This window comes from Marinobacter zhejiangensis (assembly GCF_900114775.1).
Classification (GTDB): Bacteria; Pseudomonadota; Gammaproteobacteria; order Pseudomonadales; family Oleiphilaceae; genus Marinobacter; species Marinobacter zhejiangensis.
Genome location: NZ_FOUE01000001.1, coordinates 652,991 through 666,774 on the forward strand (window position 1 = coordinate 652,991; position 13,784 = coordinate 666,774).

The 13,784-nt window shown below is 59.9% G+C and carries 9 protein-coding genes; 3 read left to right on the plus strand and 6 right to left on the minus strand.

Annotated elements, in window-relative coordinates; genetic code table 11:
• Positions 1-46: 46 nt before the first annotated feature.
• The 5 genes from rsmG to BMZ67_RS02910 all read right to left on the minus strand — a co-directional run bounded on the left by rsmG (position 47) and on the right by BMZ67_RS02910 (position 9,303).
• Positions 47-697 (minus strand): 16S rRNA (guanine(527)-N(7))-methyltransferase RsmG, encoded by a 651-nt coding sequence (gene rsmG / locus BMZ67_RS02890; RefSeq protein ID WP_092020394.1) that lies wholly within the window; start codon positions 695-697, stop codon positions 47-49.
• Positions 697-2,583 carry a tRNA uridine-5-carboxymethylaminomethyl(34) synthesis enzyme MnmG gene (gene mnmG / locus BMZ67_RS02895; protein ID WP_092020395.1) on the minus strand — a complete coding sequence of 629 codons (1,887 nt, stop codon included), beginning with the start codon at positions 2,581-2,583 and terminating at the stop codon, positions 697-699. The genes rsmG and mnmG overlap by 1 nt, the downstream gene beginning before the upstream one ends.
• A 356-nt stretch (positions 2,584-2,939) precedes the next feature.
• Positions 2,940-4,817 carry an MFS transporter gene (locus BMZ67_RS02900; RefSeq protein WP_092020396.1) on the minus strand — a complete coding sequence of 626 codons (1,878 nt, stop codon included), beginning with the start codon at positions 4,815-4,817 and terminating at the stop codon, positions 2,940-2,942.
• Positions 4,818-5,041: 224 nt separating this feature from the next.
• Positions 5,042-8,191: an efflux RND transporter permease subunit gene (locus BMZ67_RS02905; protein WP_092020397.1), complete on the minus strand. Its 3,150-nt coding sequence runs from the start codon at positions 8,189-8,191 to the stop codon at positions 5,042-5,044.
• Positions 8,188-9,303: an efflux RND transporter periplasmic adaptor subunit gene (locus tag BMZ67_RS02910; protein ID WP_245749847.1), complete on the minus strand. Its 1,116-nt coding sequence runs from the start codon at positions 9,301-9,303 to the stop codon at positions 8,188-8,190. The genes BMZ67_RS02905 and BMZ67_RS02910 overlap by 4 nt, the downstream gene beginning before the upstream one ends.
• A gap of 317 nt (positions 9,304-9,620) precedes the next feature.
• Between BMZ67_RS02910 and BMZ67_RS02915 the strand changes: the two genes are divergently transcribed.
• The 3 genes from BMZ67_RS02915 to BMZ67_RS02925 all read left to right on the plus strand — a co-directional run bounded on the left by BMZ67_RS02915 (position 9,621) and on the right by BMZ67_RS02925 (position 12,761).
• Positions 9,621-11,444, plus strand: a complete 1,824-nt coding sequence (locus tag BMZ67_RS02915) for an acyl-CoA dehydrogenase C-terminal domain-containing protein (RefSeq protein ID WP_092020398.1) — start codon at positions 9,621-9,623, stop codon at positions 11,442-11,444.
• A 174-nt stretch (positions 11,445-11,618) separates the two neighbouring features.
• Positions 11,619-12,419 carry a transporter substrate-binding domain-containing protein gene (locus BMZ67_RS02920; RefSeq protein ID WP_092020399.1) on the plus strand — a complete coding sequence of 267 codons (801 nt, stop codon included), beginning with the start codon at positions 11,619-11,621 and terminating at the stop codon, positions 12,417-12,419.
• A 9-nt stretch (positions 12,420-12,428) separates the two neighbouring features.
• Entirely contained in the window at positions 12,429-12,761 is a 333-nt protein-coding gene (locus BMZ67_RS02925; RefSeq protein WP_092020400.1) for a hypothetical protein, read from the plus strand.
• 113 nt (positions 12,762-12,874) lie between these two features.
• On the opposite strand, the gene BMZ67_RS02930 is transcribed toward BMZ67_RS02925, so the two are convergent.
• On the minus strand, positions 12,875-13,621 hold the full coding sequence (locus BMZ67_RS02930) for a substrate-binding periplasmic protein (protein ID WP_092020401.1): 747 nt from the start codon (positions 13,619-13,621) through the stop codon (positions 12,875-12,877).
• Positions 13,622-13,784 lie beyond the last annotated feature (163 nt).

Sequence of the window (13,784 nt, forward strand, 5' to 3'; positions counted from 1 at the left end):
GTGCAGGGATCGTGTTTGAACGTCTTCAAAAATGGAAAAGCCGGGCTCAGTCGGCCTTGGACCGGGCTACCGTCAGAATATAGCGCTCGCCATCACAGCCGGGAACGTCCAATGGCTGGTGCGAGACCACCTGCCAGCCGACCGGCAGCGCTGCTATCTCATCATCCGGAAACTGGCCTTTCATGGCAAGGAACTCGCCGTCATCCTGCAACAGCTGACCGCACCAGCTCACCAGGTTGGCCAACGCCGTAAAGGCCCGGCTGGTGATCTGGCTGAACGGCTGCTCCGGCTGGCAGTCTTCGGCACGCCCGTGGATCACCTCGACGTTGTCGAGCCCGAGCTCCAGGACGCACTGATTGAGGAAACGGGTTTTCTTGCCATTGCTGTCCAACAGCGTAAACCGGCGCTGTGGAAAAACAATGGCCATGGGGATACCGGGAAGCCCGCCACCGGAGCCAACATCCAGTATTCGATCGGCCTTGATGAAAGGCAGGATGCTCAGGCTGTCCAGCAGCTGGCGCGACACCATTTCCCGCGGGTCCCTAACAGCGGTGAGGTTGTAGGCCCGGTTCCACTTGTTGAGCAATGCCAGAAAGGCCAGCAATTGCGACTGGGTCTGCTCTGGCAGCTCCAGTCCCATCGCCACCAGCCCTTCCTGGAGCTGACGGCGCCAGAGTTGGTTATCGGCGGTGGTCATCAGGCGGATTGCTTCTTCAGCAGGTCACGTTTCTTCAGGTGAACCAGAATCTGGGATACCGCCGCAGGCGTCACCCCCTGAATGCGCGATGCCTGGGCAATGGTTTCCGGTCGCACGGCGGTGAGCTTCTGCTTGATCTCGTTGGACAGGCCGCCGACGACCTCGTAATCCAGATCCTCCGGCAGGCGGGTGTTCTCGTTGCGGCGCAGGCGCTCGATCTCATCGGCCTGGCGCGAGATGTAGCCCTCGTACTTGATCTCGATTTCCACCTGGTCGGCTACCGCGTCGTCGTCGGCACGGGCAGCACCGATCTCGGCAATCTGTGGATAACTCATCTCTGGCCGCCGCAGCAACTCCGCCAGCGACTGGTCACGGGTCATTGGCTGATTGAGGTGGCCATTGGCGATGTCGCCCTGGGCAGTGCCCGGATGAATGCGGGTGGTTTCCAGGCGGTTGCGTTCGGCGGTAATGGCGTCGCGCTTGCGATTGAACAAATCCCAGCGGTGGTCATCCACCAGTCCCAGCGTGCGACCGGTCTCGGTCAGGCGCAGGTCGGCGTTGTCTTCCCGCAGGATCAGCCGGTACTCGGCACGGCTGGTGAACATGCGGTAAGGCTCGGAGGTGCCCATGGTGATCAGGTCATCCACCAACACCCCAAGGTAGGCCTCATCCCGGCGCGGATACCACGGTTCTTTGTCCTGAGCCCGCAGCGCCGCATTAATGCCCGCCAGCATGCCCTGGGCGCCGGCTTCTTCGTAGCCTGTGGTGCCGTTGATCTGGCCGGCGAAATACAGCCCTTCGATGAACTTGGTCTCCAGGGTGTGGCGCAGGTCCTGGGGATTGAAATAATCGTACTCGATGGCGTAGCCCGGGCGGGTAATGTGGGCATTTTCAAAGCCCGGAATCGAGCGCACCGCCGCCAGCTGGATATCAAACGGCAGGCTGGTGGAGATACCGTTGGGGTACAGTTCGTGGGTGGTCAGGCCTTCCGGCTCGACAAAGATCTGGTGAGAGTCCTTGTCGGCAAAGCGGTTGACCTTGTCTTCGATAGACGGGCAGTAACGAGGGCCAACGCCCTCAATGACGCCGGCAAACATCGGCGAACGATCGAAACCGCTGCGGATGATGTCGTGGGTCTGCTCGGTGGTGCGGGTGACGTAACAACACACCTGCTCAGGGTGCTCGTCACGGGAACCGATAAACGACATCACCGGCGTGGGTGCATCGCCCCACTGCTCCTGCATGACGGAAAAGTCTACCGTGCGAGCGTCAATCCGCGGCGGCGTGCCGGTTTTCAGGCGGCCAACATTGAACGGCAGCTCCCGAAGCCGCTGCGCCAGTGCGATGGATGGGGGATCACCGGCCCGGCCACCGTTGTGGTTCTGCATGCCGATGTGGATAACTCCACCCAGGAAAGTACCGGTCGTCAGCACCACCGACTGTGCATGAAAGCGAATGCCGGTCTGGGTAACAACACCGGCGACACGCTCGCCTTCCATGATCAGGTCATCGGCGGCCTGCTGGAACAGGGTCAGGTTGGGCTGGTTTTCCAGCATCTCCCGGATGGCGGCCTTGTACAGCACCCGGTCCGCCTGGGCACGGGTTGCCCGCACGGCCGGCCCCTTACGGGAATTGAGCACACGGAACTGGATGCCGCCACGGTCGGTGGCACGGGCCATTGCGCCGCCCATGGCATCAATTTCCTTAACCAGGTGGCTTTTGCCAATACCGCCAATCGCCGGGTTACAGGACATTTGACCGAGGGTTTCGATGTTGTGGGTCAGCAGCAGCGTCGCACAGCCCATTCGGGCCGCCGCCAGTGCGGCTTCGGTGCCGGCATGGCCACCACCAATGACAATGACATCGAAACGGGTTGGAAAGTCCACACGTCACCTCGGAACTCAGGGAGAAAAAATTGGGCGGGGAGTATAACGCCTCGCCCGCCAAAATGCAGTTTTAATGTGCAAATTTTAACCAGAATAGCCCGGGTCCGGGAATTTGTCGTATCGGGCCAGCGCCCTGGCCCGCGACTCAATTCATTCTGATCAAAAATCACTCATTATTTCAGTGGCTTGGAAAGCCTAGTTCAGAAAAGTTTTCAAAAAGTTATCCACAAATAAATCGTTTTCCAAAACCCGCCAAAACAAAAACAACTATTTGATAAATAACAATTTTATAAAATTAACCCACGGATTATCCGGTGTTTATCCCTGAACTTATCCACACGGCGGGGCCGTTATCCTCAGCGTCGGTCACCCCGTAATTTGGACACCTGCTGATAAAGCGCGTCGGCGCTGGCCTGCTCGGGTGGAACCGGAGCTGATGCCACCAATTCAATGCGCGACCAGAACCGTTTCGGCAAATGCGAGAACGCCGGGCCACCACAATGACTGAAGAAACTGCCCCACAATCCCCGTAACGCCATCGGCACCACCGGCACCGGTCGCCGTTCCAGGATGACCTCAACGCCGCCGCGGAAGATATCAATATCGCCGTCTTTGGTCAGCTTGCCCTCCGGGAAGATGCACACCACATGGCCGGCATCGAGTTCCTCGTCGATACGCTCAAACGCCCGGTCGTAGATCTCCGGTACCCGATTGCGGGAGCCGATGGGAATGGTCTTCGCCAGCCGGAAGAAAGCTCCGAGGACCGGCGTCTTGAAGATCCGGTAGTCCATGACAAACCGCACCGGGCGACGCACCGCACCAGCAATGACCAGGGCATCCATATAGGAGACATGATTGCAGACCAGCAACACTGGGCCTTCCTCAGGAATGTGGTGGAGGCCCTGGTGGCGAACCCGGTAGATCGTATGGGACAGAACCCAGATCACGAAACGTAAGGCAAACTCCGGCACCTGCTGGTACACGAAGCCGGCCACGATCAGGTTCATGATCGACAGCACCAGGAAAAACTCGGGGATCGACAACCCGATGATGCCCAGCATCACCACCCCCAGCAGCGCGCTCACCACCATGAACAGGGCGTTGAACACATTGAGCGCGGCAATCACCCGGGCGCGCTTGGGTTCTGGCGTCTCCTGCTGGACAAACGCATACAGCGGCACGATGAACAGGCCACCAAACAGACCAATGCCCAGCAAGTCCAGGGCAATGCGCTGGTACTCCCAGTGGGTCAGCACATACCACCAGTCAACCGCAGCGGTGGCCACCGGCATGTTCAGATAGATATCCACACCGAACAGGCTCAAACCGAGGGAGCCAATCGGCACGATACCCAGCTCTACGCGGTGACCGGACAAACGTTCACACAAGGTGGAACCCAGGGCGATACCGACGGTGAAAATCGCCAGCAACAGGGTGACCACTGACTCATCCCCCAGCAGCTCTTTCTGGGCGAAGTTGGGGAACTGGGTGAGGTAGGCGGCACCGAGAAACCAGAACCAGGAGATCGCCATGATACTGAGCAACACCGAGTGGTTTTCCCGTGCCATGCCCATCAACCGCCAGGTTTCCCGAAGCGGGTTGAAACGAACCTTGAGGTCGGCATCGCCAATCGGGGTTGTCGGTACCTTGCGGGCCACCAGGTAACCCACCACGGCCATCACCAACACTCCGATGGCAGCCACCCGTTGCGGCTGGTCACCGGCCATGATCAGGCCGGCAGCCAGGGTACCCAGCAGGATGGCCACGAAGGTGCCCATTTCAACCAGGGCATTGCCCCCCACCAGCTCATCGTCCTTGAGCACTTCTGGCAAAATAGCGTACTTGACCGGGCCAAAGAACGCCGACTGGGTGCCCATCAGGAACAGCAGCAGCAGCAAGACTTCATACCAGCCCTGCCAGAGTCCCACGGCGGCGATCGCCATGATGGCGATTTCCAGCAGCTTGACCCGGCGAATCACCATGGATTTTTCATACTTGTCGGCAATCTGGCCGGCGATGGCGGAGAACAGGAAAAACGGCAGGATAAACAGGAACGCCGCCAGGTTAACCACTACATCGGTGGATAACCCCAACAGACTGCCGGTGGTGTAGGTCACCAGCAACAGCAAGGCGTTCTTGTAAAGGTTGTCGTTGAACGCGCCAGAAAACTGCGTCAGGAAAAACGGTAGGAAACGGCGCTCCCGCAATAACCTGAACTGACTGTGATCGGCCATAGAACCTGTCTCCTCCTGACTGAGAATGTCGCCAACACCTTGATCTGATTACTTGATCTGATTAAGAGTGCAACCATGCGACAAACTCCTCATGGGAGCAACAAGAATTGCTTCGAGTTCCGTTGGCTGCATTGTGGGAATCCGGGCGGGTGCCGCTGGGTCAGGCAGCTGGGCGGCACTTTCAGTCAGTAGCCGCCCAGACTCTCCAATACACAGTGGCGACGCTAGAAATCTTCCGGCCGGGGGGATTGCGGCATGGCCGTGTGACCGCTGCCGCCGCCCTGCCTCAGTGCCTGTCGCTCCAACTCCTTCTCGACGGCGTTGGCGGGTTGGGCAAAGCGGGCCAGCAGCTGGTAGAGCACCGGGATGATGAACAGGGTCAGGGTGGTGGCAAACACCAGACCACCGAGGATGACCATACCGATGGCGGCCCGGCTCTCGGCGCCAGCGCCCGTGGCCAGCACCAGCGGAACCGCCCCGAACACCGTCGATACCGTGGTCATCAGCACCGGCCGGAAGCGCAGGATGGCGCCCTGGAGAATGGCTTCATGGAGTTCGTAACCGCGATCCCGCAGCTGGTTGGCAAATTCGACGATCAGGATGCCGTTCTTCGCCATCAACCCAAGGAGCATGATGATGCCGATCTGGCTGTAGATATTGAGGCTGATACCGCTCCACCACAACGCCACCAGGGCACCGGTGACCGCCAGCGGCACCGACAGCATGATGATCATCGGATGGATCCAGCTCTCGAACTGCGCCGCCAGTACCAGGAATACGATCACAAAGGCCAGGGCGAAGGTGACGTAGATCGCCGCCGACGATTCCTCGAACTCCCGGCTCAGGCCCTTGTAGCTGATTCGGGCCTCCGGTGGCAGCGTATCCACGGCCAGGTCCGAGAGGTACGCCAGCGCTGTCCCCAGGTCGTAGCCATCGGCCAGCGAGCCGCTGATCACCACCGCCGGCAAGCGGTCAACCCGGCGCAGGTCCGGGTTGGCGCCCTGCTCCGTCACCTCAACCAGCGCCTGCAACGGAATCAGTTCACCACCGCTGCGGGCCCTCAGGAATACCCGCCCCAGGTCTTCCGGGGTGGCCCGGTCGGCATCCGCCGCCTGGACAATCACATCGTATTCCCGGCCACGGTCCAGGTAGGTTGTCACCTGTCGCGAGGCCAGCATGGTCTGGAGCGTTGTGCCGACGTCTTCGATGGTGATGTCCAGGTCTGCGGCACGATCCCGGTCAATGCTCACCCGCAACTCCGGCCGGGTCAGCTCAAAATCGGTTTCCAGGTTGAGCAGGTTGGGGTTCGCCTTTGCCCGTTCGATCAACTCCTCACTCCAGGCCTGGACGGTGGCGTAGTCCGGACCACCCACCACCAGTTGCAACGGCTGGTTGAATCCCCGCTGGCCCAGCCCTGGCGGGTTGATGGCAGCGCCCCGTACCCCGGGTACGCTGGCCAGAATAGGCCATAGCTGACCAGTGATGGCCTGCTGCGGGGTGTCGCGCTGCTCCCACGGCGCCAGTCCCAGAATCATGAACGCCCGATCCTGCTCATCACGAAAGCCGACGATGGAAAGCTGGCGATCAACGTCACCGGACTCCAGGTACGGCAGCAACTGGCTCTCAATCTTGCGAACGTGATGATCGGTGTAGTCCACCGTGGCGCCCTTTGGCGCGCTCACCGGCATGATGATGACGCCACGGTCCTCGGTGGGCGCCAGTTCTTGGGGCAGACGGGGGAACACCACCGCCGCCAGCACCAACCCGGCCAGGCCAAGACCAAGCAATAGGCCCGGCTGGCGCAGTGACGCCCTGAGCAGGCGCTCGTACCCGCGGTTCAGTGCCGACAGCGCCCGTTCCGTCGCCATCCACAGGCGGTGACCTTCGGCGGTTTCCGGGCTGTGGCGGAGCCACTTGGAACACAGCATCGGTGCCAGCGTCAGTGCCACCAGACTCGACACCACGACGGCCGCGGCCAGGGTAAAACCAAACTCGGCAAACAAGCGGCCAATATTACCGCCCATGAACGAGATCGGTACGAACACCGCCACCAGCGTCAGGGTGGTGGCAATCACCGCGAACGCCACCTGCTTGGCGCCCCGGAACGAGGCCAGCAGCGGCGGCTCGCCCTCATCAATACGGCGCTGGATGTTCTCCAGCATGACAATGGCATCGTCCACCACCAAACCGATGGCGAGGATGATCGCCAGCAGGGTCAGGACGTTGACCGAGAACCCCAGTGCGCCAAGCCCGATAAAGGCGCCCACCACCGAAACCGGAATGGTGACCGCCGGGATCAGCGTCGCCCGCCACGACCGCAGGAACACGAAAATCACCAGGATCACCAGACTCACCGCCATGGCCAGGGTAATCATCACCTCCCGGATCGAGGCGCGGATAAAGATGGATTCGTCGTAGCTCTCGGCAATGGCGACTTCCGGTGGCAGGGTCTGGCGGATTTTCTCCAACTCTTCCCTTACCCGGTTGGACACCGCCACGGTATTGGCCTTGGACTGACGGATGATGCCCATACCAACCGCGGTCTGGCCGTTGGCCCGCAGGCGGCTGATGTCGGACTCCACTCCCATCTGGACATTGGCGACATCCCCCAGTCGCAGCAGCTCGTTGCCATCGCGGCGGATGATCAGGTTGCGGAACTCTTCCACCGATGACAGCCGCCCCTCAGCCCGCACGGTAAAATCGCGAGTGGTGGATTCCACCGATCCGGCCGGGTATTCCACATTGTTGGCCCGCAGCGCCCGCTCCACTTCGGCCACGGTGATGTCCCGGGCCGCGAGGCGTTGGCGATCAAGCCAGACCCGGATGGCGTAACGCCGTTCACCGCCGATCTGCACATCGGCGACACCGTCCAGCACCGAAAGCCGGTCTGCCAGCACCCGGTCGGCATAGTCACTGAGCTCGGCACTGTCCCAGACATCACTGCGCAGGGTCACCCACATCATGGGCCGGGCATCGGAGTTGGCCTTGCGGACCACCGGGGCATCGGCCTCGTCCGGTAACAGGTTACGAACACTCGCCACCGCATCGCGGACGTCATTGGCGGCCACATCAATGTCGCGGGAGGTATTGAATTCAATCGAGGTCCGGGACTCACCCTGTTCGGTGCTCGACTCGATACTGCGGATGCCTTCGATACCACTGATCGCCCCCTCAACCACCTGGGTGATCTGGGTATCCACCACTTCCGCCGCGGCCCCTTTATAGTCCGTGGAAATGGACACCACCGGTGGATCAATGTCCGGGTATTCCCGCACCGGCAGCCCCAAGAGCGCAGCAAGGCCAAACACCAGGATCAGCAGGCTGAGAACGGTGGCGAAAACCGGTCGTTTGATGGAAACGTCTGACAGGATCATGGTGCCGGATTCGCTCCGCTGCTGGCCCAGGTCCGGTCCGCCAGATGATGATCCAGCATCGCTTCATCATCGGTGCTAACCTGGACCGATTCACCATTGCTGAGACGGTCCTGACCGGTCACTACCACCGCATCGTCCGCACTCAACCCACTCTGAATTTCCACCAGCCCGGGCTCGCGGCTACCAAGTGTCACTCGGGTTCGCTTTGCCACCCCGTCTTCCACCACAAACACAAAGCTGTCGGCTCCCCGCATCAGGATCGCCTGTTCCGGAATCACCAGTGCCTCGCGCTGGCCCAGGGTCAGGCTGACGGACATGAACTGCCCCGGGCGCAGGCGGCCCTCGGAGTTATCCACAAGCGCCCGCACCGGCAGTGTCCGGCTCAGTTCACTGACCCGGGCTCCCAACTCCACCAGGGTTCCATGGAAGACCTGTCCGGGGTAAGCCGGGGTTTCCCCCGCCACCTGCTGGCCCTGAGCCAGTTGACCCAGGTAGCGCTCCGGCACAGAGAACTCCAGCTCCATCTCACGGGTATCGTCGAGGGTGGTGATCGTCTCGCCTTCACTCAGGTAGCTGCCCAGGGAGATATCGGTCAAACCGACAATCCCGGCAAATGGCGCTTCGATCCGGTGATTCTCCAGGCGGATTCGCGCGGCCACGCGCTGGGCCCGGGCAACATCGAGGGCGGTACGCAATTCATCGAGACGGGACTGGGCAATGCTGTTGTTGGCGACCAGGCGGCTGGCGCGGTCGTACTGACGCTGGGCATCGGCAAACTGGGCATCCGCTACCTGCAGGTCGGCCTGGGCCTGACGATCATCCAGCCGAACCAGCAATTGACCTTTGGCCACTACCTCACCGGGTTGAACGTTCAGTTCGACAACCCGGCCACTGACTTCCGCCGTTACCGCCACGGCCTGGCGGGATTTCAGGGTTCCCACGGCAGTCAGGGCATCAGCGACCACCTCCACCAGCGGAGTCGTGATATTGACCAAGCTCGGTGGACGGCTGCGGCCAGTCCCCGCCTCTTCCGTTGGCGCCAGCCACTGATAACCCATGGCCGTGATCACAGCCACCATCAGAATCGCCAGTGCGATCAGCCCTTGTTTCACTCCCTACCCCTTATCGAAAATCGTCGCCTGGAATTGGCATTTCAGGCCATAGATCTTGGATGACCTGAACTCGGTCAAATAGTTCAAACAGTGCTGCCAAGCCCATCCTGCCACGGCTAAGGCCCCGTTTCCGCTGTTTTTACATGAAATTTACCCGCTTCAATATGCCCCCTCATTTCAATCCATTGTCTTTCCTGACAGGCGCAAAAGCCGATGGGTCAATGCCTGCATCCCTGGCGCGCCGTAAAACTGACGCCAATGAATGGCCAACGCTGCGCCATTCCCGCCAATGAGAAGAATGACAGAGGTTGTTGACTATGCCGGCTTACAAGGCGCCCCTGCGCGACATGAAGTTTCTGCTCAACGAAGTTTTCGATTACCCCAAGCACTATGCCTCCCTCGCCAGTGGTGAAAATGCCACTCCGGATATCGTCGACGCCATCCTGACGGAGTGCGGCAAATTCTGTGAGGAAGTGGTCGGTCCTTTGAACCAGATCGGTGATGAGGAAGGTTGTAAGTTTGAAGATGGCGAAGTGACCACCCCGAAAGGGTTCAAAGAAGCCTACAACCAGTTCGTGATGGGCGGCTGGCAAGGCCTGTCAGCACCGGAAGAATTTGGTGGCCAGGGCCTCCCTGCATCCATGGGCCTGCTCAAGCAGGAAATGATGGGCACCGCCAACTGGTCCTTCTCCATGTACCCGGGCCTGTCCCTCGGTGCCATGAACACCATCTACCTGCATGGTAACGATGAGCAGAAGCAAACCTATCTGGTACCGCTGACGGAAGGCCGCTGGGGCGGCACCATGTGCCTGACCGAGCCTCAGTGTGGCACCGACCTGGGCCAGGTCAAAACCAAGGCGGAGCCCCAGGCGGACGGTTCCTACAAGATCACCGGCACCAAGATCTTCATTTCCTCCGGTGAACACGACCTGACCGAGAACATTGTCCACATTGTTCTCGCCCGCCTGCCGGATGCCCCCAAGGGAACCCGGGGTATCTCGCTGTTCATCGTTCCCAAATTCCTGCCGGATGGCAACGGTGGTATGGGCGAGCGTAACGGGGTGAGCTGTGGCAGCCTGGAAAAGAAAATGGGCATCAAGGCGTCCGCCACCTGCGTGATGAACTTCGACGACGCCACCGGCTTCCTCATTGGCCCGGAAAACCAGGGCCTGGAATGCATGTTCACCTTCATGAACACCGCCCGCATCGGTACCTCGATCCAGGGCGTGGGCGCCGCAGAGCTGTCTTATCAGGGTGCTCTGGAATACGCCAAGGATCGCCGCTCCATGCGTGCGCTGTCGGGCAAAAAGGAGCCGGAGCAGATCGCTGACAGCCTGATCCACCACGCCGACGTCCGCCGCATGCTGCTGACCCAGAAGGCCATCGCCGAAGGCGGTCGTGCCATGATGTATTACGCCGCCCGCCTGGCCGACCACATGGTGGAAGGACACGAACAGGGTGACACCGCGAAGGCCGAAGCCTACGACGACAAACTGGGCTTCCTGACCCCGATCCTCAAGGGCTTCCTGACCGAGATGGGCTTTGAAGCGGCCAACCACGGTGCCCAGGTGTTTGGTGGTCACGGCTACATCCGTGAACACGGCATGGAGCAGATCATCCGCGACACCAAGATTGCGGTCCTCTACGAAGGCACCACCGGCATCCAGGCCCTCGACCTGCTGGGTCGTAAGGTGCTGTTGATGACCCAGGGCGGCGCCGTGCGGGAGTTCACCCTCAAGGTGGCCAACTTTGCCCGTAAGCAACTGACCAACAAACGCATGCGCCCGTTCGCCCTGGAGCTGCTCAAGCTCACCGCCCAGTGGAACGTGCTGACGCTGCGCCTGATGCTGACCGCCCGCAAGGACCGCGACGCCATCAGCGCTGCCGCCTACGATTTCCTGATGTACAGCGGCTACGTCACCATGGCCTACATGTGGGCCCGTCAGGCCGCCGTTGCCACCAGCAACCTGGCCAGTGGCGAAGGCGGCGAATCCACCGAGTTCTACAACGCCAAGCTGGCCACCGCAGAGTTCTATTACGAGCGCCTGCTGCCCCGGGCCCAGAGCCATGCCACCAGTATGCTGTCGCCTACCAGCAACCTTATGCAGCTGGACGTTGAGCATATGGCCTTCCACGGCTGATCTCTCCGCTTGGTCACTGCCGGCCGGGGCACAACAGCTCCGCGCCGGCTTCCTGCATCTGGCCGCTTTTTCACCAAAACATGAACCCGTCAGCAAAGCCCCCCTCGCCGATCACTGTACGTTTCCTATACTGAGTCCAATAAGAAAAACCATCCCTCAACAAAGGACGTTACTGTGACGCGACTGTTTTCAGCCCTGACCCTGTTCATCACCTGGCTCGCTGTTTTTCCCCTGGCTCAGGCCGATACTCTTGACGATATCCTCGAACGCAAAACGCTTCGCGTTGGCGTGTCGATGTTTGCCCCCTGGACGATCGAGGCTGCCGATGATCAATTGATCGGTTTCGAGGTGGACTTGGCCAACAAACTGGCTGGCGACCTTGGGGTTGATACCGAGCTCAAGGTCTATGAGTGGGACAAGATCATCGCCGCCCTGCAGCAGGGCGAAATTGATGTGATTGCCGCTGGTATGGCAATTACGCCTCATCGCGCCCTTCAGGTGAACTTTTCCCTGCCTTATATGACCTCCGGTGTCACGCTGGCGACCAATACCGGCAAAACCCAGAGTATCCATTCCCTCGAACAGCTCAACCAGGAGTCGGTGGTGATTACGTCGGTTACCGACAGTTTTGGCAATGAGCTAGCCGCGACCCTGTTCGACCGGGCCACACAGCTTCCGTTTGCCACCAAGGAAGAGGCCCAGCAAGCGATAACCAGCGGACGGGCCCATGCTTATGTTGCCAGCGTTCCGGAAACCCTGTACCTGGCTCTGGACAACCCCGGCACCATTGACCTGCCCCTGGGCAAACCGCTGGTGGCCTCCAAAGCCGGACTGGCCGTCCGTAGAGGTGAACAGGAATGGCTCAATTTCCTTAACGCCTGGGTAACCGTCCATCAGGCCGATGGCTGGCTCGATACCAACTACGCTTACTGGTTCAAGAGTCTCGATTGGCAAACCCGAGTTGCAGCTCAGTAAGGAGACACCATGACACATACCATGGATGCCCGGTTCTGGCTGGCCGGGTTACTGACACTGTCCGCTTCGCTGGCAGTGGTGGCGGCGGAACGACTGAGCGACCTGGACCTATCGCAAATGTACGGATCTACCTTCCAGAATCAGGTTTTGGAAACCCAGAACGAATGGCGCTCTGACGGCAGCAACGCCAACTGGCGAGCCAGTGACGACGACCAGACCGGCGGCCGCATAGAATTTGGCTACGATGAGATACGTGAACACCAGCGGGTGCAAGAAATGCTGGAACAGAGTACCCACGATTTCCGCCCCTCGGCAGCCACCGTGCTGCAGTATCAGTTCTGAATCATCGTGGTGCTGACTCCTTGCTATCTCAAAGGAGTTATCCACAGGCCTGGTTATCCACAAAAAAGGAGCCTTTAAGGCTCCTTTTTGACAGACCCGATCCACAATCTCACTTACAGACCGTACTTATCCACAAGGGTCTCTAACAGGCCGGACGCCTTCACTGCCTCCAACGCCTCATTCAGCTGGTCGACGACCTCATCTGAAGTCTGCGGGTTGATGGCCAGATAGAGCTCCGAGTCATTGAAGGAATACAGTGGAACCAGGCCTTCAACCCCCTGTTGCGCAGCAAAGTAGGGTCCTGCCTGGCGGTCGGCAATCCACAGGTCAATCTGGCCCAGGGCCAAACGCTTGGGGTTCAGGTCATCACGGTCAAATTCGATGACATTAAAACCGCGCTCCTTGAGATACTGCGCCCTGACATCATTGCGGTAACTGCCAACCGTCATCTCCCCGATATCCTCCAGTGCCCCGATCTCGAGATCCGACCCAGGGGGACCAAAAATCGTCCACTGGTGAGTCGCCAGAGGCCCTACCCACTTGAACAACGGAGCCCGCTGCTCGGTATAGGTGGTGCAGAAAATACCGTGATTGGCCCGTTCCAGAGCCCGGCCATAGCCATAGTCCCAGTTCCGTAACTTGATCACGTAATCCAGATTGGTCCGAGCAAGCATGGCCTTGACCGTGTCTGCGCAGACACCCTCAACATTGTCGCCGTCGTGCTCAAAGGCGTTGCCGGTGGAGCTCATGTTGTAGGGCGGAAAGTTTTCGGTATAGAGATAAAGCTTTTCGTCCGCCTGGGCCACGGCTGCTGACCCCAACACGGCCAACACCAACAGCGCTGCTGCAAACAATCGCATCAAAGCCTCCTGATGCCTTCGGGCATGGTACAAGGGTGAAATACGGATACCCTGAGTTTACTGCAATTGGCCAGGAGAGTTTTGTCGCGCCACATACGCATTTGTCGTTACCCGGATAGCCACCAGGCTGCAGAAAGTACGCTGGGAATTAAGCAGGCGGCAC